Here is a 25,583-nt window from a genome sequence, read left to right on the forward strand (position 1 = left end):
GTATCACGAGCTGAAATTCGACGGCTAACGCCTGCGCCTCGAGCGCGACTTGGGATCGCATCCGGCTCATCACCAAGGGCGGTTATGACTGGACCAAGCGCTTCCCCTGGATCGTCGAGAACGCCACCTCCAACGGCTTCCTAGCGCGACGGCCCGAGGGCATTTTCGTGTCGGAGTTTGAGCAAGGCGAAATTGGCCCAGACCTATTCCGTAAGGCCTGCGAATTTAGCTTCGAGGGCCTGGTATCGAAGCGCTCGGATCGGCCATACCGCGGCGGCGGGTGCCCGCATTGGATCAAGGTCAAGAATAGGTCGCACCCGGCAATGCACCGAGTGACGGAGGCGAAGGCGCGTTAGACAGTCCGGTTCCAGATTTAACCTGCAATGCGGACGTCAAGCCTAACGGCCGAATTAAGATGCGACGCACGCGCACCGGGCTAAGCTTTTTCCGCCCGACAAAAAAGCAGACATTCCACGATGACCCGACCGGCCTATTCCGTCTTCGTCGTTGAAGACGAGACGATGATCAGGATGATGCTTGTAGAAATGCTCGAAGTGCTTGGTCACACCGTCGCCGCCGAGGCAGGCCATCTCGAACAGGCAATTGAACTAGCGAACCGCACCGAGTTCGATTTTGCCGTCTTGGACATAAATCTTGGCGGCAGATTAAGTGCACCGGTGGCCGAGATCCTCAGATCGCGTAAGCTCCCCTTCATCTTCTCGACCGGTTACGGCGCGAGCGGGATTCCACCCGACTTTGCCGACGTTCCTTCACTCCAGAAGCCCTTCACCATCGAGGCGCTGGGCCGCACCATTCACGAGCTCATGGATGACGAGAAACTGCGTTAATGTCAGGTTCGGAACGAACAATTCGGGCCCTAGCTTTCTTGCTCGCACTAGCCGGCTGAAGCTCGCCGATCTGCCGGACTGGGACTGGGCGGACATCTCGGCGCACCTCAAGTGCACCGCGTGCGGCAAGGTCGGATGGGTCGATACCCGGTTGGATTGGGGCGAGGTTATCGACTTCAGCCGGGGTGTCTCGGGCTGACCGTCCTTCTCCGTTGGGGCGTCACCGGATATGCAACAAGTGCCACCGAACGCGCTTCGTTCTTGTAACCGAGACTGTTCTGAGCTGACTGTACGAGGTCGGTCTCGCCCGTCCATATCCAGCACCACGCAAAGTAATCGCTCCGTGTCGTTTTTGTCGCATCCGGCAAAGAAACGACCGCACGAGCACCAGCTTTGATACAGCGATAATTGCCCTGTAGCCGGTAGAGGGTAAAGGGTGTTCGTGCTCAGCTACATCTCGGAGATCACGATGTTGAAGTTTCTGGTTGTTGGAGTCGCGACTTTCGGTTTCGTGGCTGCTGCCAGTGCGGCCGACCTCCCTCGTCCGCAGCCGGTCGCCGAACAGGCTCCGGTTGGCAAGATGCCAATTGGCAAATATCCGGTTGGCAAGTACCCGGTCGGAAAGTACCCGGTTGGAAAAGCTCCTGCTCCGATCGTAACGAAGGGCTAGCTCGAAGATCGCCCAGGCAGCGTCCCCCCCCCCCTCAGTTTTCGCTGAAGGCGCCGCTTGGGTTTGATGTCTTGCCCTAGGTGGTGTGGACTCTAAGGATTCCCTTTAGGAGCAAATCAGATTCAAGGCTGCTTTTGGGCGGCCGCCTTGGGTGTGATGGAATTTGGTATTGAGCGACGCGGCATGGGATCGGATAGCGCCGCTGATCATAGGTCGACCCGACCAGAAGGGCTCGACCGGGCGCGACAACCGGATGTTCGTGGAAGGTGTGCTGTGGATCGTGCGTACGGGGTCTCCCTGGCGCGATCTCCCGGAGGTGTTTGGTGATTGGAACAGCGTGTTCCGACGCTTCACCCGATGGAGCATCAAGGGTGTTTGGTGGCGGATCTTCGAGGCGATGTCCGATGATCCGGGCTTGCGAAGTAATCTAACGGGCCGCAATCGCCAGAGGTGTGCGGCGCATTAATTTTTCAACTTCCTTGATCGTCGACGCCAGTTCTGGGTCATTCGCGTTGGTTTGAGCGCGTTCGGACTACTTTCCGTTCCACCTCAGCTAACGGACATCGTTCAGCATGAACGGCAGGTCAGAAATGTGCCAACAACAGACTCATGCACCGCAGCAAATAGCGGGCCTCATTTGATCACCTCGTCGGCGAGCGACAGCAAGGTACGGAGCACGGGTATGCCGAGTCTCTTTGGCGATCCTCAGATCGATCATTGAGCAGCAAGGGTGGTTGTAGTACAGAAGCCACTCGGGCCATTCACAACCGCCCGATGAGCTCCCGCAGCCAAGCGTTGTTTCGCTCCATTGAGGAGGTGAAACATGCCTTGCGGCAGCACGATCAACAATTCAACCAATACTCTCGACGCAGCTGCTTCAGCCTCTTTTCCGGCCTTTAGGGGGCCCCGGAGAATCCCGGCTGCGTGGCTGGCCGGATTAGCACTGTGGTTGGAACGCCAGCACCAATACAGGGAACTTCTCGAACTTGATGACTGGCTGCTCGCCGACATTGGCGTATCGAAGGCGAATGTTGAAGAAGTGCGAAGGTCGCCCTCGTACCTAGATGCGTGGCGCGACAGCCGATAACATTGGCGAAGCCGCTTTCGTTTGCGCCGCGACCTAATGTCCGTTTCGTCTCACCTCTTTCGCCGGGAGATGAGGAAAAGTGCCACCAGGGCGCGAGTTGCATTCGGGCAACATCGTTCAGAAAGATGCGTCGTTAACCTTCTTTCGCCATTGCGCGACCGCGCCCTGAGCCGACAATCCGCCTCGTCACATGCTGCAACCTGGCTCCCGAGGAGCCCGTGGAGGCTGGGATGATGAACTCGCGGCGGGTGCGGGCGGCGGTGTTCGGCGGGACGGTCGTTCTGTCGGTCTCGTGGTTTGCGGCGTTCGGTGCGGCTGGCATCGAGAAGATCGGTGCGTCAGTCGATGATTCCCGTGCTCCTGATGTTGTCGCCGATGCCGTATCCGCGACATCACCAGCAACTGCCACGTCGAACGCTGCCGTCGACGGCCCCGATGCAGTGGTGACCATGAGCGAACAGGAAGCGGTGGCGACCACCAATGCTGCGCCGACCGTACACGAGACGGAACCTGTCGTCGCGGCCGCGTTGACCGATCCGGCGCTCCCGCCGGACACTCAACCGGGGCAGACGCCGGCAGCGAACACGCCGGATCCGGAGCCTCGCGGGGTCAAGGCAGCGGTGGACTCCGTCGAAATCCTCGACGAGTGCTGGGACGTCAACGCCTGCATCGACCGCTATCTGTGGGCGCTCTATCAAAGGACGCCGAAGGAGGACACCATCAAGGTGCCGGAGCAGAGGGAGGTGACGGTAAAGAGAAAGAAGAAGATGGTGACGGTCACCAGAACCTTCACCAGGCTTGTCGATGAGGATTTCGCCTGGAAGGACACCAAGGCGGCCGAAAGAGCCAGCATGCCCATAATGGATTACGTCATGGGAGGCGTCGATCGGAGTTTCAGGCTGAAGCTCTTCCATGCGCTTCTCGCGGCGGAACGGGCCGGCCTGTCGCCCGGCATCACCAGCGCCTTCCGCGATGACTACCGCCAGTCGATTGCAAGCGGGCTGAAGGCGGCCAGCAACAGGTCGTATCACGGCGGCAGCCTCCGTGGCGGCTACGGCCATGGGCTCGCGGCCGACATCGTCAGCATCGACGGCGCGACACGCGACGACCGTTGGAGATCGTCGGAAAAGCTTTGGAAATGGGTCGACGCGCATGGCAAGGAGTTTGGCGTCGCACGCCCCTATCTCGATTTTGACCCGGCGCATCTGGCGCCGATCGATGGCCAGGAAAATGCCGCCCACCGCGGTGGCGCCAAAACGCGGCACGCGGCGTTGGACGCGAAGAAGCGCAGCCAAAACGCGGCGCACGATATTCACGCCGCAGTGAAACGCGCAAAGACCGCGAAGTCGAAGGTGCGAACGATCTAAGCGGGATCACGATGGTCCGTATGGTGGGGTTAGCCCACCGGGTCCGCGCAAAAGCGCGGCGCGATGACGGCTCCGGCGTAACCCACCAACGTCGTACCCCGAAGACGGCGGGCAACGCTTCGCTACGCGTTTACTTATAAACGTCGCGTCCGCTTTGCCCTGAAAAGGCGACATAGAAGCGATCTGTCGGCACGTCGGCGTTGGGCCAATAACCGACGTCTTCTGAGTTGACCAGCACCATGGCTCCTCATCGCGAGGCTGAACGGCCAGCCGACTGCGAAAGGTGCACCACGATTACTTGTGTGATATAGTCCAACGAGGTGCAACCGGGCCCGCCGCCATGGACCAAACCATCCGTTTCTGCACGACAGCAGATGGTGTGCGGCTTGCCTATGCGGTGAGCGGAGATGGGCCGCCGCTGGTTATGTCGGCGACGTGGCTCACTCATCTTGAGCACCAATGGCACAGTCTCGCGTGGCGGCCATGGCTCGACGCCTTCACCCGCGAGTTTGAGGTGTTGCGCCATGACTCCCGCGGCTGCGGCCTATCGGATAGAAACGTCGGTGATCTCTCGTTCGAGACCTGGGTAAGTGATCTCGAATGCGTGGTCGAAGCGGCCGGCTTTCGGAGGTTCGCTATAGTGGGGACTTGCTGGGGTGGCCCCATCGCCGTCGAGTATGCCGTACGCCATCCTGAGCGGGTGAGTCATCTCGTCCTCTACGGCACCTATGCGCGAGGCAAGATGCGTCGGACGGATACGCCAGCCGAGGCGAAGAGAGGAACCGTTTTGGGTGACCTGACGCGACTTGGCTGGGGCCAAGAGAACCATGCCTTTGTGCAAATATGGTCCTCGCTCTTCCAGCCGGGCGGTACGCCGGAGCATTCGCGGTCCTGGTGCGATCAGATGCGCGCCGCGACCTCAGCAGAGACGGCCATCCGACTGTTTCAGATCGCCGCGCATACCGACGTGCGAGACGTCGCACCCCAGGTCAGGTGTCCCGCCCTGGTAGTGCATTCGGAACGCGATATGATTGCGCCAATGGAAGAGGGTCGATTGCTCGCGAGCCTCCTTCCCGATAGCCGCTTCGTTCAACTCGACAGCGACAATCACATGTTGCTCGCGGACGAACCAGCGTGGCAACGACTCGTTGTCGAAGTGCGACGCTTTCTTGCTGAACCATCCAACGAGGTTGTGACGTGTCGCAAGTCATTGTCGCTCGACGAGCTTACACCGCGTGAACGGACCGTGCTCGAAGCCATCGCCCAAGGACTCAACAACCCGGAGATCGCGCAATTGCTTCGGCTTTCGGAAAAAACGGTCCGCAATCACATTACCAGGATCTTTGACAAGATTCGGGTCAAGCACCGCTATCAGGCCATCGTAATGGCCCGCGAAGCGGGACTCGGCGGCGCAGCGAGTCCGCCGGTCGCCGCAGAGGCAGGACATTTGTCCCGCGCGCCAGACGCAGTGCCAACTCCGCGCCAGGACATCGGCCTCAATACAACGGCCTTCGCTCGGCCCATAACGTCGGCACGGCGTGCACCTGCCACGCCCGCACGCAGATCACGGTAAAGCGCAATCGTGTGAAGCGAGCAGTCGGGTGAGCGTCAAGTAGGCCCGAAGCATGGGCGACCCTTTTCCAGGCTGATCTTGGCGATTCGCTTTGCCGGAGTTGAGGAGCAAATCATGCATGCCAAGATTCGCGGCGTGGTCGCGGCCGTCCTTCTGACCACCGCAGCGCCACCGGCTTTCGCCAATGTCATTACCGATTGGGACGAAAAGGCTGTCGTTGCGGTTACGCCGATGGCCGCTCTCAATGGCACCTCGCCCTACACGGCCATCCGCATGTTGGCGATGGTCCATACCGCGATGTTCGATGCGGTCAACTCGATCGAGCGCCGCTACCAACCCTATCTAGTGCAACTGCCTGCGGACCCAACCACCTCGAAGGACGCTGCCGCGGCGGCGGCCGCCGCCACGGTGCTGGCGACCATTGACGATAAGACAGCCGGGGATATGAAACGCGCCCTCGTGGCTTACCTCGGCTCAATTCCCGACGGTCCCGCCAAATCGGATGGTATCCGCCTTGGCGAGTCTGTTGCAGCCAAGTTGTTGGAGGAGCGGGCGCATGACGGCTCCAGCGCACCCGATGCCTATCGGCCGCGGACCTCGCCTGGGGTCTATGTGCCGACTGCGATCACGCTGTCCTCGATGTGGCCGGACATGAAGCCGTTCGCCATGACCGCAGGGTCCCAGTTCCGACCGGCCCCTCCGGTTTCGCTAGACAGCGAGGATTGGGCCAGAGACTACAACGAGATCAAGGACTACGGCGGACAGAACAGCACGAAGCGAACAGGCCAGCAAACCGAGACTGCCCGGTTCTGGATCAACCCGCTGACCGGCTATCAGCCCTTCCTGCGTCAGCTCGCGACAGCAAAACAGATGGATGTCGTGGACAGCGCGCGCTTCATGGCGCTCTCGGTCGTTGGCCTGAACGACGCCATCATTGCGGTATTGGACGCCAAGTACCAATACAACTTCTGGCGACCGATCACTGCCATTCGCAACGGTGACATTGATGGCAACCCGAACACTGATCGTGACGCAACCTGGCAGCCAATCGGCCCCACGCCAATGCACCCTGAATACCCGTGTTCGCATTGTATCCAGAGCGGGGCCGTAGCCGGCGTCGTGAAGGCGGTTCTCGGAACCGAGGATTTCCCCGAGGTCGCACTGACCAACCCGGCGCTGCCTGGTGTAGTCCATCATTTCGCCAACGTGGGAGCAATGACCGAAGAGGTCGCAAACGCGCGCATCTGGGCCGGCTTCCACTATCGTTTCTCGACACGCATCGGTACGCAGATGGGATTCCAAATCGGTGATTACGTCGTGAAAAGCGTCATGCAACCTGTGACGCTCGCCGGTGGTCGCTAATTAGGGGCGGCTGCCGGGGCTCACACCGGTAGTTCGGCAACTTGCACACGGCTCGTCACGGCTACCGCGATCGAGCACGAGCTTGTCGCAAGCCACCGATGCCGGCCAAGACGCTACGCCGTCATGACCGCTTCGGGTCTCACGCGGAAGTCGGCGGGCCTTCCGCTGAAGTCCGCTAAACCCCAGTGAGCAGACATTCGCAGGCCGCGCGATGAGGTCCGTTAAGGGCCGATAGACGACCATCGCCAATGCTTTCACACAGCCAGGGGTCGGAAGCTGACATCCCGACATGCGACTGATGGCCCCAAGCCACAGAATGATATTGCCGGAGAAGAATTAGGTGACACTATGCTGCAACTCCTCCGCGGCAGGAGGCTCGCATGGCAACCCACGTCTTCATCCGGGAGGTTAGCTATGACATTCGTCGAGGACCTCAAAAAGGAAGATCCAGGCATCGGGGAACGTTGGGAAAAAGCGACGGGCGGAAAGCTCACTAAGACCATCGGAAAGAAAGAGCTCGAAGCTATTGTTCTTCCGGTTTTTAAAACAGGAACAGTTACGCCACGTCAGGCTAGGGCCCTCGCGATGCTGTTCCGCACTAGTTTAAGCGACGGTGCGCACGCGACCCCCACACAGGAGATCACAAATGCTTTCGAGAAAGATTTCTTTTTCAAGGGATCCGCGAGGGCGCTGACTACGGTCAAAGACTTGGAACTGCTGAACGGCGCTCTAGGAATGGGAAGCGTCGGCAAAATCAATTTTGTCAGTCCTGGAACAGGGCTTGAATATACACCTGATGTATACAGCGCGATCAGATCGCTCGTGCACCAGGAAAAGATCAAAGTTTTCGAAGTAAACGCTGGTAGACTGCAGTCCCGTGTTGGTCTCTATCAACGCAGTGATAGCAAGCGTTTGATCATGTACATGGGATTTGAGCCTGAACATTCCAAAATGTTCGCGGTGCACGAAGCTACACATGCGATTCAAGACTGGAAAGACCTCGTCCGCTCCAAGATCAAGTACATCGAAGCTGATGGCTTTATTGCAGGCGCCGTAGCTGCCCTGAGCGTAAACAAGAATGCTATTATGGAGCACCCGGCGGAAACGCCTGCGGCAGAGTTGGTCCTAGCCGGACAAGCCACTCTAAGGAACATGGATTGGACTACAGCTTATGAGAATGTGGTGAAGGCGGTGAAGGCCGACCCGTTTTATAAGGCCGACGCTGAGAACAATGTTGATTGGAATGAGCATATGGATGAGGAAGCACTTCTGAAAGCGGCCTTAGTTCACTTCAAAGTGGCCGATTTTCTCGCGGCAATGGGCGGCGACGTCTACAAAAACGTCTCTCGGTTCATCCCAGGGCAGCAATAGCAAAACGACGCGATCGCGGGCACAATCCTCGCGGCAAATCCTAAGACCGGATAATCCGGTCCAAAGCCGCAATGCTGTCCGGCACAGCGAATCCCTGGAACGTTCTGATCTAATCAATGAGTCATCTGGCTTGCGGCGTCTGGTGCGGAACGGACTTAGGTAGGCTCCCTATGAAAAGGTCACCTGTATGCACGTAAGCCATGACGGATGAAGACTTCTGCGGCCTCGCGCTGAAATGCTCAACGCGCTTTCTTTGCCTTTGCAATCGCCGCCCGGATCGCTGCGAACGGTCCATACTTGTGCTGTAGCTCGTTGAATCCGTCGGCGTAAGGGCCGTAGGGCGTATCGACCGGCTTTCGCAAAAGATCAGGGAAGTCCTTATCCAACCCAAACTTTTTCGGTCGCGGTTGCGAAATGATGAAGGCCGCGACGTCCCACGCCTGCTCAACGGAAAGCTGCGGGTTCAGGTAATCCACGCCATGCGGCATGTTGAAATGCAGGAAGTTCGCCGCGGTAATTAATCGCGCCATTCCTGCGCCGTCGTTGAAGCTGTCCGGTCCCCACAACGGCGGCATCACATACCCGAGATCCGTTGTTGGCAGGCTGCGGCGGATTCCAGAACCATCTGTGTTGTGACAGGTCTGACAGGAGTTTGCGTAGATCGCCTTGCCGCGAACAGGATCGGCCGCTCGCTTGAGTTCGGGCATCGTTCCGGCACCGAGCCCAGGCAAAATCTGTCCCGCTGCAACGCCTGACGACAGAAACTTGATATAGGCGACAATCGCCTGCATCTCGGCGCTATCATTCGGCAGTTCACGGCCATTCATACTGCGCACCATGCAAGAGTTGACCCGATCCTCTATGGTAATTTCGGCACCGAGCCTTGCACTGTATTGCGGAAACAATTCAAACAGGCCGAAGATTGGCAGTCCAAACTTCTTCGTTCCGGCTGCGAGATGGCAGTTGCTACAGGCGAGATTGTTACCCGCAAACCGCTTTGCGGAATCCGCGACTTCCGGGCCGATATGCGCATACGTCGCGGTGATAAGATCGCGTCCCCTCCGCACCTGAACACCGAAGGCATCGTTCGGCAACGCACTAACCTCCGGCACCGTCCAGACTGCCGGCGCCTGCGCGCGGGCTGCGCTGGACGCAGAGACTCCAATTGCAGCGGCGAGGATGCAGGCGACCCTTAAAAGAAAAAAACATCGGTTTTGAAACAGCATATCGGCTCCTCATGCCCGAATGCGCAACTGGATCATTCAACGACGGTTTCTGTCAACGGTAGGTAGCCTCCGTGAACGAGCGGTTCATTCTCCGAATCCGAATCAACCGGCGCACAAGCTACGGACTATCGGAAAATGAATGATCCACGGCTCGTGGCGACTTTCTGAGCGAACGTCAACAGCGGGTCAGAAGCGGACTTCAGCACTCCCTACGGCATGTCGGAGGCGGATTCCTGCCCATTCTCCCGGACAGGGAGATTGCTGCAATCCCCTCGCCGCTTACCTCGGATGTGGCCGATGCCGTACGACAGGCGTCATTGTCCGAGCCAGCCGACGCAAGTGACGGTAGCCCTCGCCATCCCGACCCATGTCCGCGAAACGTTGGCGCAGTTAAGTCCGGGAGTTTCCGATTAAGCCGTCTCAAGCGCGAGGCCAGTCAGGCTTGCCTCGAGACCACGGCGCGCAATTTCGCTCGGACTCACTCCGAGAAGCGGCGGCGACCTGCTCGGCATTCGAGTTTCGATACCACTCTCGAACGGTGCGCTTCACTGGGCCAAGGTTCAGTCGATAGGCCCGTCGTGGACCCTCGCACACCCATAAGACCACCGATCAGTTTTTCACGGACAGCCAAGGGATTTACCTCATGTCGAAGAAGCGATTGTTTGCGATTATCGTTCTGTCCGCCACGTTTGCTGCTACGGGCGCGAGAGCCGACGTCACCCACTCGCCTTTGGACGCCGCAAATAGAGGCGTAGCCGCCCAAGGCGATGCCGATGAGGCGACGATTCGTCGCCTGCTCGCGCAATTTCGCACAATAAAAATACCGCTCAGTCAGGCGGTGGCGATCGCCGAGCATTTGCATGACGGTTCAAGGACCGCAGATGTTAGCTTTGAGATTTCCGGTCCGGCCATTTATCGCGTGCGGACGGTAGGCAATGAGCGACTTTGGGAAAATGTGATAGATGCGAACACCGGAAGCGTTACAGAAAAGGCACTTTCGTCATCGCTGAGGGACCTCGACCGAGAGGATCTGGGCAACATCGTTGCCCTGAAGTCAGTTGAGCAAGAGCTGTCCGACGCCGTACGCATCGCTGAGAAGGCTGCAGCGGGAAGCGCTCTTGCCGGAGGTCTGATGAAGCAGGATGGCAAACTCAACTTCGTGGTCGTCATCGCCAGTGGTGATCGCTTGGAGGAGGTCACGCTCGAACCGCCTAGGGTCGGTAAGCAAGGAAGCAACTAAGCGATCAGGTCTGAGCCAGATCGCTGTTACCGCGATCCGATGTTTCGAAGGAGCGATCGGAATAAACGACGGCATTGTGCGATGCGTTGCTCAATAGCGACCGCTTCTCGAAGTCCCATGTTATGCACCTTTCCTCTGTTCCCCCCTTTTGTAGCCTTTCGAACGACAATTCGGTCTCCGGCCATCCCGACGCAGCCGACATTTGTAATGACCGCTTTGCGCCGATTGTGTTGAAGAAGTCCGCGAACTGGCAATTTGGGATCGGGCAATGCGACCGGCGCACGGGTGCTTGATTGCGCCTAGGCGGGCTGGAGCGCAGGGATCGGGATCAGCTTTGCGAGCTTCCTGAGGTTCTGCGCCGTTGCGGCAAGGAGGAACTCGTCACGAGCGCCCAACGGGCCTCTTAGCCTGAGACGGTCGAGGCGCAGGATGCGCTTGAGGTGCGCGAAGAGCATCTCAATCTTCTTCCGTTCGCGCCGGGACCTGACATAGGCATCAGTCTTGGCAATATCGCGCGCAACGTCCCGGGCCTTTTCGTGGATTGAACGTGGGACCTTGCGGGCGGGCATCTTCGGACAGCAACGTGGCTTAAGCTCGCAGGCGTCGCAATCATGTTTGACGGCGCGATAGAGCAGTGTTGCTCCATCATTCACCAGGGTCCCCGTGGAAGTCAGCACCTTGCCAGCCGGGCAGATGTAAACGTCGCTTTGTTGATCGTAGGCGAAGTCTTCCCGCGCGAACGTTCCATCGGTGCGAGCCGACTTGTCGAACACCGGAATGTGCGGTTCAATCGCCCGCTCGTTGACTAGCCATCCCAGCATCTCCGCCGAGCCGTAGGCACTATCGGCGGCCAGGCGCTCGGGACAGAGTTCAAGGCACTCTTCAGTGCGCTCAATCATTGTGCGTGCCGCGCCGACCTCGGCCTGCCGGATCGCTCGCGTCGCCTCGACGTCGACGATGATCGCGACCTTCAGGTCGATGAGGTAGTTGTTGGCGTAGGCAAAGAAGGCATGTCCTTTGTGAGCGCCAGTCCATTGCGCGGCCGGATCCGACTTCGAGATGAACTTCGGCACAGTTTCGCTCGCCGCGCCCCATGCTGCCTCATCCAGGGTGTCGAGATACTCCCGGACGGATCGACGCGTCCTGGCAATGGCTTGCCAGTCAACCTCGTCAGACCCAGCAGCAGAACGCTGCTTGTTGGCCTCAGCGGCAATCAGGCTGGCATCGACCGCAAAAGCTGCCCCGTCTATCAACCCTTCTGCCATGCAGCGCCGAACCACGGTCTCGAACAGCTTGCGCAGCAGATCGCAATCACGGAAGCGGCCATGCCTGTTTTTGGAGAATGTCGAGTGGTCCGGCACCTCGCCGCCAAGCCCGAGCCGACAGAACCAGCGGTAGGCAAGGTTCAGGTGCACCTCCTCGCATAACCGCCGTTCGGAACGAATGCCGTAGCAGTAGCCAACCAGCAGCATCCGCACGAGCAGTTCGGGACCAATCGAAGGCCGGCCAGTCGAGCCGTAAAATGGAGCCAAGTGGCTCCGAACCTCTGACAAATCGACGAACTGGTCGATCGCCCTCAGCGAGTGAGCGGCCGGAACATGTCGTTCAAGTGAGAACTCGTAGAACAGCGCCGCCTGATCGACTTGCCGCGGACCCATCATCGATTCAAGTCTCCCGCCCACACCGACAGAATGAATCAGTGATCTCCTTCGGATTCAACGGTCGAGTTTTTCAACACAATACGCCAGAAGCGGACTTTGCCACGAAGTCCGTTTTTGACCCACAGCGGACATAAGAATTCGGGAAGTGTTCACGGTTCTCGGTGTTCGTATGCTGTTTTGGTTGCTTTGCTAGGCCGTGAACCCATAAATCTGCCGGGCTGACGCCGCGCCAGAGTCCGCCTTGCCCCGACAGCCGACGTCTTGCTGCATAGCGGCGGAACGACGCAATGTGCCAACAGGAGCACGGTAGCCGCAAGACTAACGGCAAGCAGATGCGTCAGCCGTGCCAAGGCTACCTGTAGGCCGCATAGAGTGCATCCAGTTCACCATCTTCGTCGAACTTGCGAACAAACTGGTCATCGATGAGATCAACCACCGATACATTCAGCACGCGAGGGTCATGGATCGAGATCACTTTCTGCATTTTTGCCAATGGCGCCAATGAAGGGTACGGCTTACGTCGCAGCTCGGTTAAACTGCTTGCAGCCGTTTCGTCGTCGGTGATGCTGAGGGCTGTGTTGAATGCCAGTCTGACCTTCGCCTTGTTCTGTCCGCCAAGGCAGAGCGCGAGGGCCTCCAGAAGTGCGTGCACGACCTGCGCAACCACATCGCGATTGTTTAACAGAAAATCGTTGGAGACAACGAGCCCCCCGCCAAAGCTGCTTATATTTGGCGGATAATCTTTCAAAAGGACTGCAAACCCCTTGGCCTGCAGTTCGCGACTTTGCGCGGCTGACACCAGCGCACCATCGATCTCGCCCTGTTCCAAAGCGCGGAAGATTTGGACCGGATTGCCTACGGGCAGAATGGTGATTTCGTCTCGCTGTGGATCTAGCGCCAACTGTTCGAGGGCAAGGATCGTGGATATCCACAGTCCGGCGCCAATCACGCGCGCACCTAGGCGCTTGCCGCGCAAATCTTTCGGCGTCTTAATACCGGGTCGTACAACGAGATGGCCCGAAAGCTTGATGTCGCTGAAAGACGCGACAAGGCGCAAATCTGCTCCTTCCGCGGTCTGCAACAAAGCGGCTGGCTCGCCGATCATCCCTAACGGCACGTCAGCTGTCAGGCGGGGGACCGTTGCGCCCTTGACGGCCACCGATCGAACTTTGACGCCGTACTTTCCGAAAAGCCCTTGCTGCTCGGCCATTGCAAGCAGGACAAGAAAGGACCCAGTCCCGTCCGCATAAGCAATGCTAACGCCTTTCTCGGCCATGACGGTTTCCTTGCTCGCGGCGAAGTACAAGGGCGCTGGTGTGCCTGTACCAAAAACACCGATCACCGGCATTGCCGGTTGCCGCGCCCGTGCTGTCAGCGGCCATATTGCCGCCGCGCCTCCGACAAGCGACATGAACGCGCGCCGGTGCATGTGGGCTCCCGGAGAAGACGCCTACCAATACTTGAACATTAGCATTTTGCGACCGGGCTGCGAAGGGGAATAGGCCAATTGGGCGTCATGGGATGATCAGGCCCTAGGTCCGTCCTGGTCATTCGCGACCGGGGCGACCCAACGGCAAGTCCGGCCATGTCCGCTGCGGTTCTTCAACAAGATTAAGCAATGTCGGCGTGTCGCGACCCGATACGACAAACTCGCGGCAAACTATCTAGCGTTCGTCAAACTCGCATCAATCCGGATTTGGCTACGTGCTAATGAGTCCACGCCCTAGTTCGAAGTCATGTGAAGAACGAAAAGTCTAACATGTGTGGGGCAGGCTTCTAAGTATTGCCTACTCAAAATTGGGCGATGGAGCGCACGAATAGAAAAGGAGATACCACGGATATTTGTGCGTCGGCGCTGCCATCTTGGCCGATGAGGATTAGTCCCGCTCCGCCATTTGCTACTGTTAAAATGATGGGCTCGCCATTCCACGTCTTGATGGGCTCCATTCCGATGATGAGAAATTCGCCAACCGGTTGGTCAAAATATTGAAGCCTAAGTTGAGGAGCGACCTCGGCCGCCGCAAGTCCAAAGCCCAGCTGTTGAGCGCGCGTATAGATCTCAGCCAGCGAAGCTGTATCGGCCTCAAAGCCGAGCTGGGCCGCGGACATTGCGAAAAGCTCCACGTTTGTCTTCGTAGCGCTGAGGGTAAAGGTCGGTCGAGCGAGAATTTCCCCAGCCGAGGTTTCGATGCCGCAACCAACTGTATCCAACGCGTTACTGAGGGCAAACGAATCTGCAAATGTCCCTACTGTAATCGTCTTCCATACCGGAACATCGACGGCGGCTCTGACTGGAGTTTGCGGCATACTAGCTGAGGGAGTTTTCTTTAGCCTCAGTTGGTTCTGCAGGACATCTCGCGCCGTGCACTGAGCTCTGGCCTCGCTCGCGAATTGGAGGATGCACGCGGTGCAAAGCGTCGCAATAAAGAAAGTGCCGCCACAGGAGGATCGGATGCCTCGGGGGTCGATAGAGCGATTCCGGACGACGAAGTCGATCTCGCCGCGAGTACTGCCGATATCCATTAGCTCGCGTTTATCCAAGGCGCACAAGTCGGCTCGTAACCTCGCGCGCTTGCGCCGTTCCTGAAACGCTCCCCAGTATCTCTCGAAGAAGCTGAAGGTAGGACGCGTCGATCTCGTTGTCCGGTCCTGTCTAACCGCGCCGTGAGCCGTGTTCATGGGGCATCTCCCGGGGGACTGTCATTTCAGCCGGTCGAGGATGCCAAGGCATCGAAGGGCACGCTTGACATCCGGCTTACATTTTCCTTACCGGCGGCTTATACTTTGCGCTCGCGATGCTAGAGCACTTATGATTGGTGGCCGCCCGAGGGTTTGGCAGCTTGCGCTATCTTTTCGAGGAGTACGCATTCGACACTGGTCGACGCGAGATTTGTCGCGGGGCGGACCTCGTCCCTGTCACGCCTCAGGTATTCGACCTGCTCGATTACCTGATCCATAACAGAGAGCGTGTCGTCAGCAAGGACGACCTCATCAACGCCATTTGGAACGGCCGCATCGTGTCCGATGCTGCACTTGCAACGCGTCTGAATGCTGCTCGGACCGCCCTAGGCGATTCCGGTGAGGAACAACGCTTGATCAAGACTCTGCCGCGCAAGGGCTTTCGTTTCGTCGGACAAGTGCACGAAACGCAACAGCCCGCAGGCGCGACAGCCGCCCACACTCCGGTAGAACCGCCGAAGCCGGCACTCAGGCTGCCCGACAAACCCTCCATAGCGGTATTGCCGTTCCAAAATATGAGTGGCGATCCCGACCAGGAGTACTTTGCTGACGGCATAGTTGAGGACATCATCACTGGACTGTCGCACATCAAGTGGCTCTTCGTCATCGCGCGTAATTCCACCTTTATCTATAAGGCCAGAGCTGTGGACGTGAAGCGGGTCGCGCGCGAACTCGGCGTGCGCTACGTGCTCCAGGGCGGAGTGCGCAACGCAGGAAATCGTGTCCGCATCACCAGCCAGCTCGTCGATGCCGAGACCGGCGTTCATTTATGGGCAGAGCGCTACGATCGGCCACTCGACGATATCTTCGCCGTGCAGGACGAAATTACCGTAAGCGTCGTCGGCGCCATCGAACCGAGCCTGAGGCGGGCCGAGATAGAGCGCGTCAAACGTAAACGACCCGACAGTCTCGATGCATATGATCTCGTCCTTCAAGCTCTGCCATTTGCTTACACTGGGGAGTCCGAGAACATCGCGATGGCCATCCCGTTGCTGGAGCAGGCGTTGGCGCTCGATCCCGGTTACGCCGGTGCGCAGGCGGCTCTCGCCTGGTGCTGCCATCATCGATTCAGGTTCAATCGTGGCGGTCTGCGAGAAGGGGATCGCGCGGCTGCTGTACGCCATGCCCGCGCGGCGATAGCGTGCGGCGGAGACGATGCGACCGCGCTTGCGTTAGCCGGTCTGGTTATTGCCTTCGATGAGCGAGATCACGCGACGGCGCTTAATCTCTTCAACCGCGCCCTGTCACTCAGCAATTCCAATGTTTTCGCGTTCAGTTGTAGTGCTATCGTCCTTGCCTGGATGGGTGAGAGTGATCTCGCCATCGAGCGCGCGCAGCTCGCCCTTCGCCTCAGTCCGTTTGATCCAATGAATTTTATGCCGAACAATGCGGTAGCTATCGCTAATTTCCATGCTGGGCGATACGAGGCGGCGGCAGCTGCCGCGCGCCGAGCTATCGAAGTGAACCCACGCTTCAGCATTTGCCACGCCCATCTAGCGGCGGCTCTTGTCCGGCAGGGATGCTGCGAGGAAGCGAAGGTGGAAGCGAAGCGGGTCCTTGAGTGCGATCCTCATTTCTCAACGAGTGGATTTTTCGTCTCGGCGGGGCTTGCACCGGCGGTATTCACGCCCTATGCCGAGGCATTGCGGGAAGCCGGACTGCCAAAGTGACGCGCCGTTCCGTCTTCGCGGCGCCAGCGATTTGATCGAGTAGCCGCGACCGCGACTTCCGTTAATGGCCCTTGGCCGACGTCGGCAACATGCCGGATGTCCGCTTTGCGCCAGAAGTGGCCATTCGTTCGAGTTGCATTAGCGATCCGGCAGCCCACGCCCGGCTGACGAAGCAGCACCGGGCATGCCTATTGCCCACGACCCTGCTGGCTTCGTCATGTCGGCGGCAGCGCAGATCCCAGAATTTGGCACTCAAGCTTCGTCGATCTCACGGCCGGAATCGATCCCTACTCCGTAGTAATCAGCACGGCCCGCCGATCTGAATTTCAGAGTAAGTTCGCCTGCCCGCTGGAAGGCCTTTGCCGTATCGCTCGCCGTGAGCGCAACGGTAGTGGTTATGTCTGAAAGGCTTCCACCCGCCGCGGCCGCAAGGATCGCTGAAATCATCGTGGGTTCATCCGGTGCTTCCGCTATGATTAGCCAATCGTAGGGTCCCAAAGTCAGATACCAACTGATGAGTCGAGCACCGGCGGCGGCGAACAACTCCGCGACCGCCTCGGAACGGTCCTCCGGCTTCGCAGTCATCCCCTTGATGGCCGCTGCGGTGTAACGACCTTGAGAAATGTAAATCGTCATGCTGGCCTCCTCTGCATTCGCTAGTGGTCCATTCCGAAATGGGTTCATTTGCCGACTTCGGCCATCGTCACCTCGAGGTCCTTACCCCCGCAAGTCGACATCGTCAGCTCGGCCACTCATGTCGGCTAAGCGCCAAAAGCGGCCAATCAGGAACGGTATTAGATCAGATCATGGCGCATTTCTGCGCTACGTTGGTCGCTCACAATCGAGCGCCGCGGAGGGTGGGATGGCGGAGAAATCGTCATGCTTACTCCTGTCGGCAAACGCCTGTCACGACCTTGGAATAAGGGGCTGCTCGTCGGTCAAAAGAAGCCACTCCAACCCAAGCACGTTTGGTCTATTCGGGTTCGACTAGAAGTTTCACGCAAGTGGCGCGACCTTGCGCTCTTCAACTTAGCAATCGACAGCAAACTTCGTGCCTCCGACTTGGTTAAGCTTCGTTTGGATGAAGTCTGTTCAGCTACCAAGATACGGGATCGAGCAACAATCGTTCAAAAGAAAACGGGCCGACCAGTCCAGTTCGAGATCACGGAGCAGACGAAGGTCTCTGTTGAAGTCTGGCTAAGAACGGTCAGGACAACAAGTTGTCGATATCTATTCCCAAGTCGACTTCATGCCCGCCCTTACCTCTCCACACGACAATACGCTCGACTTGTGCATCGCTGGGTTGACAGCATTGGCCTGGAATCGGCCTCCTATGGCACACATTCGATGCGGCGCACCAAGGCCACGCAGATCTATCGTAAAACTGGCAACCTCCGCGCGGTTCAGCTCCTTCTCGGCCACACGAAGTTGGAGAGCACTGTTCGATATCTCGGGATTGAGGTGGACGACGCTCTAAACATCGCCGAGCAGATCGAGCTCTAATCGCTCGCGCGAGCGTCAGCTGGTGGTCTCTTGTGCACCACAAGCTGTCTGTTAGCCGCGGTCATACGCTCAACGCGCAAATGCCTCAGAAACATCTCAGGTGTTACGGTTTGCCATACTGCTCGTTTCGCAGCGCCCGACGAAGCTCGCATCAATCCGAGCGCATAAGAACAACCGCGAAAGCCGCACATACACCTTGCGCTTGGTCGATCGCTTGAGCGCACGAGCCGTTGCTCACTCGACATCACGGCCAGTCGAGTCTAGGTCGCTTTGAGGTTCTGGGAGTCAGAACGGCTCTCTTCGACTCCGGCATCATGGGGGCAGTGCATCGCAATAAATTGGACAACCTTACTGTCACAACGAACCACCGTCGGCATCACCGACGCGTCATGCTTCATCTGACTCACGCCGTTCACAAGCGTACTGCCTTCAGTTGATCGAGATGCGCGGGTGTCTTTTTCTTGCATGAACTCTTGTTCGGTAGGAAGATCGGCCTTCTTAGAAGAACCAAAGCAGGAGGTACGACCTCCAGAGCATGGTTCAGACCGGCCAAGCGTTGTCGCAGCCATGGCAGGCCCTGCCGACACTAGACGGATCCACCCCTCGCGCCGAACGTCTGGCGTCATCCTGATGCGACGCTGCGGTTCGCGGTTTTTGAAAGTGTGCGTCCTAAGCCGTGCTTATGCGGCAGGTGCTGCCGGTCTTTCCATCTATGGAGGACCGATTTTCTCTGCGGTCCGCTCAAATAACAAACCTGGAGGGAGAAATGGCCATAACTCAAAACTTTGACGCCGTCGTCATCGGTGCAGGTTTTTCCGGCCTGCACATGCTGAAGTCGCTAAGGGACAAATTGGGATTGAAGGCGCGAGTCTATGAAACCGGTGAAACCGTAGGTGGCACCTGGTACTGGAACCGCTACCCCGGTGCGCGTTGCGATTCTGACGCCTACATTTATTGCTTCACCTGGGACAAGCAGCTCCTGCAAGAGTGGCAATGGTCCGAACGCTATCCCGAGCAGCCCGAAATCCTCAATTACCTGGAGCACGTTGCCAAACGCCACGACCTGAAGCGCGACATTCAATTCAATACGAGTGTGACCAACGCCGAATTCGACGAGACAACCAACCTGTGGACGGTGCGTACCGACACTGGAGAAGAGGTTACGGCTCGCTACCTCATCCCGGCCGTAGGCACTTTGTCGACCACGAACATGCCTCAGTTCAAGGGCTTGGAGAACTTCAAGGGCAAGTGGTACCACACTAGCCGCTTCCCCCACACCGGCATTGACTTCACCAACAAGCGCGTGGGAGTGGTCGGCACCGGCGCCACGGCGGTGCAGGCCATTCCCGAAATTGCGCAGCAGGCTAAGCAACTCACCGTGTTCCAGCGCACCGCCAACTACTGCGTTCCGGCGCGCAACGGCAAGGTGGACCCCGAATTGGCCAAGGCGCGAAAGGCGGACTATGAGGGCATCGCCAAGCGGATCCGGGAATCGTTCTTCGGCCAGGAACATTACTTCATTCCGAAGTCGGTGCTGGAGGCAACACCCGTGGAGCGGGAGCGTGAGTTCGACAGGATGTGGGACGCCGGCGGATTCGCCTTTTGGCTGGCCAACTATCAGGACATGTTCTTCTCGCAGGAGGCCAATGACATCTGCGCCGACTACATCAAGCGCAAGATCCGCAAGACCGTGAAGGACCCGGTCGTCGCCGAAAAGCTGATGCCCAAGGGCTACGCCTACGGCACCAAGCGTCAGCCGCTGGACACCAACTACTACGACACCTTCAACAAGGACAACGTGCTGCTGGTCGATGCAAAAGCCGACGGAGGGATTGAAGAGATCACCGAAACGGGCATCCGCGCAGGTGGCAAGGAATATGCCCTCGACGTCATCGTTTTCGCCACCGGCTTCGATGCCATGACCGGCCCGCTGAAGGCGCTGAACCTGAAAGGCCGTGGCGGCCGCACGCTGGATCGGGAGTGGCTGAACGGACCGCACACTTACCTTGGCATTTCGGTCGCCGGCTTTCCAAACTTGTTCACGATCACCGGCCCGCAAAGCCCTTCTGTGTTGTCGAACATGCCGGTGTCGATTGAGCAGCATGTGGAGTGGATCACCGACTGCATTGAAACTATGCGCAAGACCGGAAAGACCACCATTGAGGCGACGCCAGCGGCGCAGGATCAATGGGTCGCCCATGTCAACGAAATCGTCAACGCGACGCTGATGACCAGCGCTAACTCCTGGTACATGAGCGCCAACATCCCCGGCAAGCCGCGCGCCTTCCTGCCCTATTTGGGGCCAGAAGGCGTCGGCGGCTACAGGAAGAAGTGCGACGAGGTCGCAGCCAAGGGCTACGAAGGATTCGAATTGGCGTAACCAGATTTAGAAGGCATCAGCCTTGCCGCCCCACCAACGCTGCCGGGAGGAGATAATGATCGAGAACAGCTACTACTCGCAGGACGTGCACGGCCCCTACGAGCTTCACGACATCGGCAATCTCGATTTGGAAGAAGGCGGTACGATTCGCGGTTGCAAACTCGCCTACGCAACTTTCGGCAAGCTCAATGCTGCGAAAGATAACGCCATTCTCATTCCCACCTGGTACTCCGGCACAAACAAAATCATCGAACAGGTGTATGTCGGTCAGGGCCGCGCCCTCGATCCGGACAAGTACTTCATCGTTGTCGTCAATCAGATTGGCAATGGTCTTTCATCTTCGCCGCACAATACCCCGGCGCCAGCCGGGATGGGAAATTTTCCCTGTGTGCGCATCGGTGATGATGTGCGCGCGCAATACAAGCTTCTCACGGAAAAATTCGACTTGAAACGTCTCGCGCTTGTTGTGGGCGGTTCCATGGGCGCACAGCAGACCTACGAGTGGGCGGTACGCTACCCCGACATGGTGAAACGCGCGGCGCCTATCGCCGGCACCGCTAGGAACACCATCCACGATTCCCTTTTCACGGAAACGCTGGTCGAGGCGATCACGTCCGACCCGGGTTTTAACAAGGGCTTTTACGCGTCGTCGGTCGACGTGAGGGAGGGCCTCCTGCGCCACGCTAAAATGTGGGCCGTTATGGGTTGGAGCACGGCATTCTTCCAGCAAGAGCGGCACAAGGCGTTGGGCTTTTCGTCGATGGACGATTTCATCATAAACTTCATGAACGGCTATTTCAGCGTCATGGATCCCAACGATTTGCTGTGCATGGCATGGAAATGGCAGCGCGGCGACGTGAGCCGCCACACCGGCGGCGACTTGCGGGCCGCGTTGGGCCGCATCAAGGCCAAGACCTTTGTTATGCCGATGTCCTCAGACATGTTCTTCCCGCCGTCCGATTGCCAGGCCGAATGGCGGCTGGTTCCCGATGCCGAGTTCCGGCCGATCCAAACCATCGATGGCCATCTCGCACTTTTCGGTGCTGATCCCAGCGCGATCAGTCAGCTCGATAAGCACTTAAACGAATTGCTCGCGACAGACGTTTAGTTCGTGAACTACTGCCGTAGCGTGAGCTTTGATGTTTGCTTCGCGGGCATTTTGTTTCCGCGAACGGCCGCTTTGCGCCAGGAGCGGCCGTTCCATAACCGCGTTGCGGCTCAAGATCATGCAGCCGGGCTCCTCCTCGGCCGCCTCATGATAACTACCTGAAGCCAATCCGCGCGAACGGGCGCTTTCCTGATGTGGTCCACACATCCTGCAAGCAGAACCAAACGGGCAAGATCTGCACTTTTTCCAATGAGGCGATCGGTGAAGCGTCAACATCGCGCTTGACCCAAGGCAGGCATTCGCAGTTCGAATTTACACGAGATAGCCGGGACACTCTGGCTTTCCCTGTGAGGGCTGTACCAGAAGCTTCGGCGCCCGCACGTGCCGTTGCGCACCGTTTCGGCGAAGTTGGGTGAATGGGCGTCGCTGAGGCAAAGCGCAGCTCACTCTGGATCCCACGGGCGTCTTGCTGGTCCCCTAGGGTGCTTCGTCTCTGCCCGCAGGACCGATTGCTGGGTCAAGCGCATGGATCGCAACAAGCGGGTGATTGCAGCAGTCTCGGTCACCTGGAGCTGGAGCAACGCGCCAAATTCCTTGCGATCGAAATCCCCCTGCTCGAGTACCTGGCCGATCAGCTGAGCGACCCGACGGGCCGCAATCACATGTCGGCAGTACTGGCTGAGAAGAGCGAAGTTGCCGCGCATGAAGTGGTCGGCGGGCATCGCGCCAACAACCGCACGCCACTCATCGGCCTCCTCGTCAGTCAGCTCGTATGGGGCATCAGGGCGTTGAATGATCTCGGTCGGATTGTCCGGCATCATCAGCGCTGCCCTCGATGATGGGCGGCCTCGGATACCCATACACACATCCTTCTCGCAGAACCGGGGCGGAATTAACCTCAAATTCTACAGGTTTATGGCGGCTGCTCCAGGGACCGATCCCGTCATCCCATTCCTTCTAGTTTGCGACCCTCCCCCCGGCCCCCTTTGACGTTGAGTGACATACCAACCTAGTTACGCGCTTGTCTTGTGACCCTGCGTTTGTCATTGAGAGCATCGCAAAGCGTGCTCACGGGTTGGGAACGGTTCACGATGCTGTCGATTGGGGCCAGCATCGCGCCGACCATGATCTCCATCAACGTCTCATGCGGCAAGCGTTTTCTTCGTTATCTGCCTGCCGCGCTCCCGCCCTGCGACGGGTGACCTGAGCGACTTCGACCCCAATGGGGGAGGCCTGCCGCCTTTCGAGAAATCCCTGTGCTGCAGTCATAAGAGAGACCTGAGAGACCTGAAACATCTTCCAGAAGACTTCTCCATTAACCAGCTAGCGCTTGCGCATATAGCGGTGGACCCACGGCTGATGAGGACTGCCATAAAAAGAGTTGGAAAATCGCAAAAAGGTCACTCTTGCCTCTCAGGTCTCTCGCCTTCGGTAATAGCCGCGCACCCGCTGGCCATTGATGGTGACGTAGCCATTGCTGGTCCGTTGCCAGCCCACCTTCTTCATGGCATTCGCCAAACGCATCGTGTGCTCGACACGTTGATTGCCGGGTGCAACATCGAGCAGATAGGTCAACAGGTCAGCCGCCGACACCTGCGCCTTGTCAACGAAACTATGATCGATGATGTTGCGCACGCCTTCGTGCCACACGCCATCTTTGGAGTATCCATAAACAGTCTGGTCCGGAATGTTGCGCAACAAATCCTCCCACGGGTCTTTCACGCGACGATGCTCCTGCTCCCGGCCAGCGACGGTCCATAGCTCTTCATCCAGCACGAGGGTTTCACCTTGAGTTTGGTAGTACGCGGCTTCGCCCCATAACTGCATCCTGTCGCGCTTCAGTTTCTCGATGTCGATTGGCTCTTGCACGAGCAACGGCCAAAACCGTCGATTGCCTGTTTGCGACTGCAGATATTCGGTCGAATTGGTGGTGCCTATTTCAATGGAATGACGTGGCTGCTTCTTGACGAAATGATCATAGGCAGGACGCGCAATATCGACTTGCCGAGACGCATACGCTTTCACCGTTTCTACTTCGGCTTTTTTGAGTCCGGCTAGGTCGGCATTTTCGTGTATCCATATCCCGGCGAGTTGCTCCTGCACTTCGCGGTTTTCCCTGCCGATGATCTTCTCATCGGAGAAATTATTATCGCCCGCGAGCACACGCCATGCGGTGGATTTATTGAACCCTTCCTCGCTTTCGAGTACCAAAATCTGGTCGAATTTAATGCCGGGAACGCGCGCCCGGGCAACAGCCGCAATCATGGTCTTGCGGACACAGGCGGCGTTGAGCGGCGTGTCACTACAGTTGAAATAATCGACCGCCATCCTATCGAGCCGCGGCTTCCGATCCCAATTGCCTTCCGCCTCGACCAACATATCCACGACGGGATCGAAACAGTGTTCGAGGGCCAGCGAGGTGACGGCATCGCGCACGTGTTTTTCAGTCAGGTCGAACCCGAAACGATCTGACATCAGTTGCCGCAACGCGATAATGCCGTTGTCGGACACTTCACCGAGAAGTTTTTCGAGGGCATGCTGCGTCGTGTCGCCCTGATAGCCGAACAACATCTTGCCGTGAAATGTATCGTACTTGCATTCGATGCCGAGGGCACAGACGGCAAGCCGTGCATTGTGCATCGATGGACGTGGCGAACCGTTCTTGCGACGCTCACGCCAATCTGGCTCACCACCAAGTCGTGCCTTTCTGATGTCGTTGTTGTCTAGCTGCTGGTGGCAGCGACCAAGCAGGCGCCCGACGGCGCGGCGTTGATCGCGCTGCCTAAGGATGTGTTGATTGCAGGGTAGATCGCACAACAGCGCGGCAGCGATTTGCTCATTAAAGAATCGCTTGTCGTTCTTGAAGATCGCGGTGAGTGCGAACGATACTTCGGACCAGCTCTTGCATGGCTTGCTGGCGAGGTCGGCCTGATCGAGATCGAACCGCAGATCATCGAGGTTGCCGGTGTGCCCAACGATCAGTTTGCCCTTGGCGTTGAAATCTTCCGGCAGATCGGCAGCACTCTTCAGCCATCCGGCATGTTCGGCGACTTTGGTCCAGTCGATCGAGGATGATGGGCTTGCCTGTTGATCAGTGCTGCCTGTTGCTTTGCCGGCTTTGTCGTTTTCTGACAGCGGCGGCGGTGCGCCGTCTTTCTCGTACCTGTAGATATCATCACAGAGATCGATCAGCCGTCCGTCGATCACTTCCGCGCGGTGATCCGGCGCAACATTGTCGAGCGCGCGGCCATAGTAGTAGCTTTGGGAAAGCACAAACGATTCGCGCGCGAAGATATTGCCCAGTGCACCGTTGATCCGTGCGCACAGCTTGGCGCGCATCTCGACTGGCAGATCGAGCCGTGAGACCGGCAACAGGAGACGCCAGCGTGGCTTTGCCGTTGTATGGGACGGCGACGTGTAGATCAGGACGCGAACGTTGTGCTGCTTGAGCTTGGCGGTCGCTTCATCGAAGCCCAACACCTCGCCGTCGTAATCAAGTTCGATGCCGGAAAAGCCGGTGACGTTGGCGTCGTGGCGCAGGCATTCGCCTTGCGTACCGTCTGGCTTGATCGCGCGCAGCTTGCCGAATTTCGCGAGCTTGATCCACCTCAGTGCGCTCTTGCTCGGAGCCTCCGCGCGAAGGATCATCTTGCACGTCTCGGGCAGGGTCAGCCGGCTCTTCAGCAACGATGTCGCGTACTCATCCTTGAAAAGGGTGATCGGGATCGAGTGCTTGGTGATGTCGGCGTAATCCTTTATATTCGCCTTGTCCATGTTC

Annotated in this window: 20 protein-coding genes and 2 pseudogenes; 14 read left to right on the top strand and 8 right to left on the bottom strand. The window is 58.2% G+C overall.

Annotated features, from left to right (window positions below; genetic code table 11):
• Nucleotides 1–476 precede the first annotated feature (476 nt).
• The 8 genes and pseudogenes from G6P99_RS32105 to G6P99_RS32140 all read left to right on the top strand — a co-directional run bounded on the left by G6P99_RS32105 (nt 477) and on the right by G6P99_RS32140 (nt 8,278).
• On the top strand, nt 477–848 hold the full coding sequence (locus tag G6P99_RS32105; protein WP_165124827.1) for a response regulator: 372 nt from the start codon (nt 477–479) through the stop codon (nt 846–848).
• Nucleotides 849–1,317: 469 nt separating this feature from the next.
• Entirely contained in the window at nt 1,318–1,518 is a 201-nt protein-coding gene (locus G6P99_RS32110; protein WP_165124830.1) for a hypothetical protein, read from the top strand.
• A 163-nt stretch (nt 1,519–1,681) separates the two neighbouring features.
• Nucleotides 1,682–1,930, top strand: a pseudogene (locus G6P99_RS32115) (transposase); the annotation flags it as partial.
• Between the two features lie 411 nt (nt 1,931–2,341).
• A complete protein-coding gene (locus tag G6P99_RS32120) occupies nt 2,342–2,605 on the top strand; it encodes a DUF1127 domain-containing protein (protein ID WP_165124833.1) in 264 nt (87 codons plus the stop codon).
• Nucleotides 2,606–2,865: 260 nt separating this feature from the next.
• The gene (locus tag G6P99_RS32125; protein ID WP_334261739.1) at nt 2,866–3,972 is read left to right on the top strand and encodes a hypothetical protein; all 1,107 of its coding nucleotides are present in this window, start codon (nt 2,866–2,868) and stop codon (nt 3,970–3,972) included.
• A 340-nt stretch (nt 3,973–4,312) separates the two neighbouring features.
• Nucleotides 4,313–5,545: an alpha/beta fold hydrolase gene (locus G6P99_RS32130; protein WP_165124836.1), complete on the top strand. Its 1,233-nt coding sequence runs from the start codon at nt 4,313–4,315 to the stop codon at nt 5,543–5,545.
• Nucleotides 5,546–5,659: 114 nt separating this feature from the next.
• A complete protein-coding gene (locus G6P99_RS32135; RefSeq protein WP_165124839.1) occupies nt 5,660–6,907 on the top strand; it encodes a vanadium-dependent haloperoxidase in 1,248 nt (415 codons plus the stop codon).
• Between the two features lie 414 nt (nt 6,908–7,321).
• On the top strand, nt 7,322–8,278 hold the full coding sequence (locus G6P99_RS32140) for a hypothetical protein (RefSeq protein WP_165124842.1): 957 nt from the start codon (nt 7,322–7,324) through the stop codon (nt 8,276–8,278).
• Nucleotides 8,279–8,517: 239 nt separating this feature from the next.
• Here G6P99_RS32140 and G6P99_RS32145 read toward each other — a convergent pair whose 3' ends face one another.
• Nucleotides 8,518–9,504: a c-type cytochrome gene (locus tag G6P99_RS32145; protein ID WP_165124845.1), complete on the bottom strand. Its 987-nt coding sequence runs from the start codon at nt 9,502–9,504 to the stop codon at nt 8,518–8,520.
• 643 nt (nt 9,505–10,147) lie between these two features.
• Here G6P99_RS32145 and G6P99_RS32150 point away from each other — a divergent pair.
• Entirely contained in the window at nt 10,148–10,744 is a 597-nt protein-coding gene (locus G6P99_RS32150) for a PepSY domain-containing protein (protein ID WP_165124848.1), read from the top strand.
• 299 nt (nt 10,745–11,043) lie between these two features.
• On the opposite strand, the gene G6P99_RS32155 is transcribed toward G6P99_RS32150, so the two are convergent.
• Together G6P99_RS32155 and G6P99_RS32160 are read right to left on the bottom strand one after the other, a co-directional pair.
• Nucleotides 11,044–12,405, bottom strand: a complete 1,362-nt coding sequence (locus tag G6P99_RS32155; protein WP_165124851.1) for an IS1182 family transposase — start codon at nt 12,403–12,405, stop codon at nt 11,044–11,046.
• 352 nt (nt 12,406–12,757) lie between these two features.
• Nucleotides 12,758–13,816 (bottom strand): ABC transporter substrate-binding protein, encoded by a 1,059-nt coding sequence (locus G6P99_RS32160; protein ID WP_165124854.1) that lies wholly within the window; start codon nt 13,814–13,816, stop codon nt 12,758–12,760.
• A 184-nt stretch (nt 13,817–14,000) separates the two neighbouring features.
• Here G6P99_RS32160 and G6P99_RS32165 point away from each other — a divergent pair.
• Nucleotides 14,001–14,132 (top strand): annotated as a pseudogene (locus G6P99_RS32165) (IS5/IS1182 family transposase); the annotation flags it as partial.
• Nucleotides 14,133–14,196: 64 nt separating this feature from the next.
• On the opposite strand, the gene G6P99_RS32170 reads toward G6P99_RS32165, so the two are convergent.
• Entirely contained in the window at nt 14,197–15,084 is an 888-nt protein-coding gene (locus tag G6P99_RS32170; RefSeq protein ID WP_165124857.1) for a DUF1127 domain-containing protein, read from the bottom strand.
• A 161-nt stretch (nt 15,085–15,245) separates the two neighbouring features.
• On the opposite strand from G6P99_RS32170, the gene G6P99_RS32175 reads away from it, so the two are divergent.
• Entirely contained in the window at nt 15,246–16,814 is a 1,569-nt protein-coding gene (locus G6P99_RS32175) for a winged helix-turn-helix domain-containing tetratricopeptide repeat protein (RefSeq protein WP_165124860.1), read from the top strand.
• A gap of 252 nt (nt 16,815–17,066) precedes the next feature.
• Here G6P99_RS32175 and G6P99_RS32180 read toward each other — a convergent pair whose 3' ends face one another.
• The gene (locus G6P99_RS32180) at nt 17,067–17,450 is read right to left on the bottom strand and encodes a GYD domain-containing protein (RefSeq protein WP_165124863.1); all 384 of its coding nucleotides are present in this window, start codon (nt 17,448–17,450) and stop codon (nt 17,067–17,069) included.
• Nucleotides 17,451–17,693: 243 nt separating this feature from the next.
• Between G6P99_RS32180 and G6P99_RS32185 the strand changes: the two genes are divergently transcribed.
• Complete coding sequence (locus G6P99_RS32185; protein ID WP_165124866.1) at nt 17,694–18,317, top strand: tyrosine-type recombinase/integrase; 624 nt, start codon at nt 17,694–17,696, stop codon at nt 18,315–18,317.
• Nucleotides 18,318–18,577: 260 nt separating this feature from the next.
• On the opposite strand, the gene G6P99_RS32190 is transcribed toward G6P99_RS32185, so the two are convergent.
• Nucleotides 18,578–18,886 (bottom strand): hypothetical protein, encoded by a 309-nt coding sequence (locus tag G6P99_RS32190; RefSeq protein ID WP_165124869.1) that lies wholly within the window; start codon nt 18,884–18,886, stop codon nt 18,578–18,580.
• A 197-nt stretch (nt 18,887–19,083) separates the two neighbouring features.
• On the opposite strand from G6P99_RS32190, the gene G6P99_RS32195 reads away from it, so the two are divergent.
• Both G6P99_RS32195 and G6P99_RS32200 read left to right on the top strand, forming a co-directional pair.
• Complete coding sequence (locus G6P99_RS32195; RefSeq protein ID WP_165124872.1) at nt 19,084–20,697, top strand: flavin-containing monooxygenase; 1,614 nt, start codon at nt 19,084–19,086, stop codon at nt 20,695–20,697.
• 55 nt (nt 20,698–20,752) lie between these two features.
• On the top strand, nt 20,753–21,805 hold the full coding sequence (locus G6P99_RS32200) for an alpha/beta fold hydrolase (protein WP_165124875.1): 1,053 nt from the start codon (nt 20,753–20,755) through the stop codon (nt 21,803–21,805).
• Nucleotides 21,806–22,248: 443 nt separating this feature from the next.
• On the opposite strand, the gene G6P99_RS32205 is transcribed toward G6P99_RS32200, so the two are convergent.
• Both G6P99_RS32205 and G6P99_RS32210 read right to left on the bottom strand, forming a co-directional pair.
• Nucleotides 22,249–22,626, bottom strand: coding sequence for a hypothetical protein (locus G6P99_RS32205; protein ID WP_165124878.1), 378 nt, complete (start codon nt 22,624–22,626; stop codon nt 22,249–22,251).
• 592 nt (nt 22,627–23,218) lie between these two features.
• Nucleotides 23,219–25,579, bottom strand: coding sequence for a virulence-associated E family protein (locus G6P99_RS32210; protein WP_165124881.1), 2,361 nt, complete (start codon nt 25,577–25,579; stop codon nt 23,219–23,221).
• Between the last annotated feature and the right edge of the window lie 4 nt (nt 25,580–25,583).

Source organism: Bradyrhizobium sp. 6(2017) (assembly GCF_011058295.2).
Lineage (GTDB): Bacteria > Pseudomonadota > Alphaproteobacteria > Rhizobiales > Xanthobacteraceae > Bradyrhizobium > Bradyrhizobium septentrionale.

Excerpts from the sequence above, each read along its gene's own strand:
- G6P99_RS32160 (WP_165124854.1), bottom strand. The coding sequence starts at position 13,816 with ATGTCGCTTGTCGGAGGCGCGGCGGCAATATGGCCGCTGACAGCACGG.
- G6P99_RS32195 (WP_165124872.1), top strand. The coding sequence starts at position 19,084 with ATGGCCATAACTCAAAACTTTGACGCCGTCGTCATCGGTGCAGGTTTT.
- G6P99_RS32170 (WP_165124857.1), bottom strand. The coding sequence starts at position 15,084 with ATGAACACGGCTCACGGCGCGGTTAGACAGGACCGGACAACGAGATCG.
- G6P99_RS32185 (WP_165124866.1), top strand. The coding sequence starts at position 17,694 with ATGCTTACTCCTGTCGGCAAACGCCTGTCACGACCTTGGAATAAGGGG.
- G6P99_RS32205 (WP_165124878.1), bottom strand. The coding sequence starts at position 22,626 with ATGATGCCGGACAATCCGACCGAGATCATTCAACGCCCTGATGCCCCA.
- G6P99_RS32155 (WP_165124851.1), bottom strand. The coding sequence starts at position 12,405 with ATGATGGGTCCGCGGCAAGTCGATCAGGCGGCGCTGTTCTACGAGTTC.
- G6P99_RS32130 (WP_165124836.1), top strand. The coding sequence starts at position 4,313 with ATGGACCAAACCATCCGTTTCTGCACGACAGCAGATGGTGTGCGGCTT.
- G6P99_RS32190 (WP_165124869.1), bottom strand. The coding sequence starts at position 18,886 with ATGGCTGCGACAACGCTTGGCCGGTCTGAACCATGCTCTGGAGGTCGT.
- G6P99_RS32140 (WP_165124842.1), top strand. The coding sequence starts at position 7,322 with ATGACATTCGTCGAGGACCTCAAAAAGGAAGATCCAGGCATCGGGGAA.
- G6P99_RS32210 (WP_165124881.1), bottom strand. The coding sequence starts at position 25,579 with ATGGACAAGGCGAATATAAAGGATTACGCCGACATCACCAAGCACTCG.
- G6P99_RS32150 (WP_165124848.1), top strand. The coding sequence starts at position 10,148 with ATGTCGAAGAAGCGATTGTTTGCGATTATCGTTCTGTCCGCCACGTTT.
- G6P99_RS32180 (WP_165124863.1), bottom strand. The coding sequence starts at position 17,450 with ATGACGATTTACATTTCTCAAGGTCGTTACACCGCAGCGGCCATCAAG.
- G6P99_RS32110 (WP_165124830.1), top strand. The coding sequence starts at position 1,318 with ATGTTGAAGTTTCTGGTTGTTGGAGTCGCGACTTTCGGTTTCGTGGCT.
- G6P99_RS32145 (WP_165124845.1), bottom strand. The coding sequence starts at position 9,504 with ATGCTGTTTCAAAACCGATGTTTTTTTCTTTTAAGGGTCGCCTGCATC.
- G6P99_RS32135 (WP_165124839.1), top strand. The coding sequence starts at position 5,660 with ATGCATGCCAAGATTCGCGGCGTGGTCGCGGCCGTCCTTCTGACCACC.
- G6P99_RS32105 (WP_165124827.1), top strand. The coding sequence starts at position 477 with ATGACCCGACCGGCCTATTCCGTCTTCGTCGTTGAAGACGAGACGATG.
- G6P99_RS32120 (WP_165124833.1), top strand. The coding sequence starts at position 2,342 with ATGCCTTGCGGCAGCACGATCAACAATTCAACCAATACTCTCGACGCA.
- G6P99_RS32200 (WP_165124875.1), top strand. The coding sequence starts at position 20,753 with ATGATCGAGAACAGCTACTACTCGCAGGACGTGCACGGCCCCTACGAG.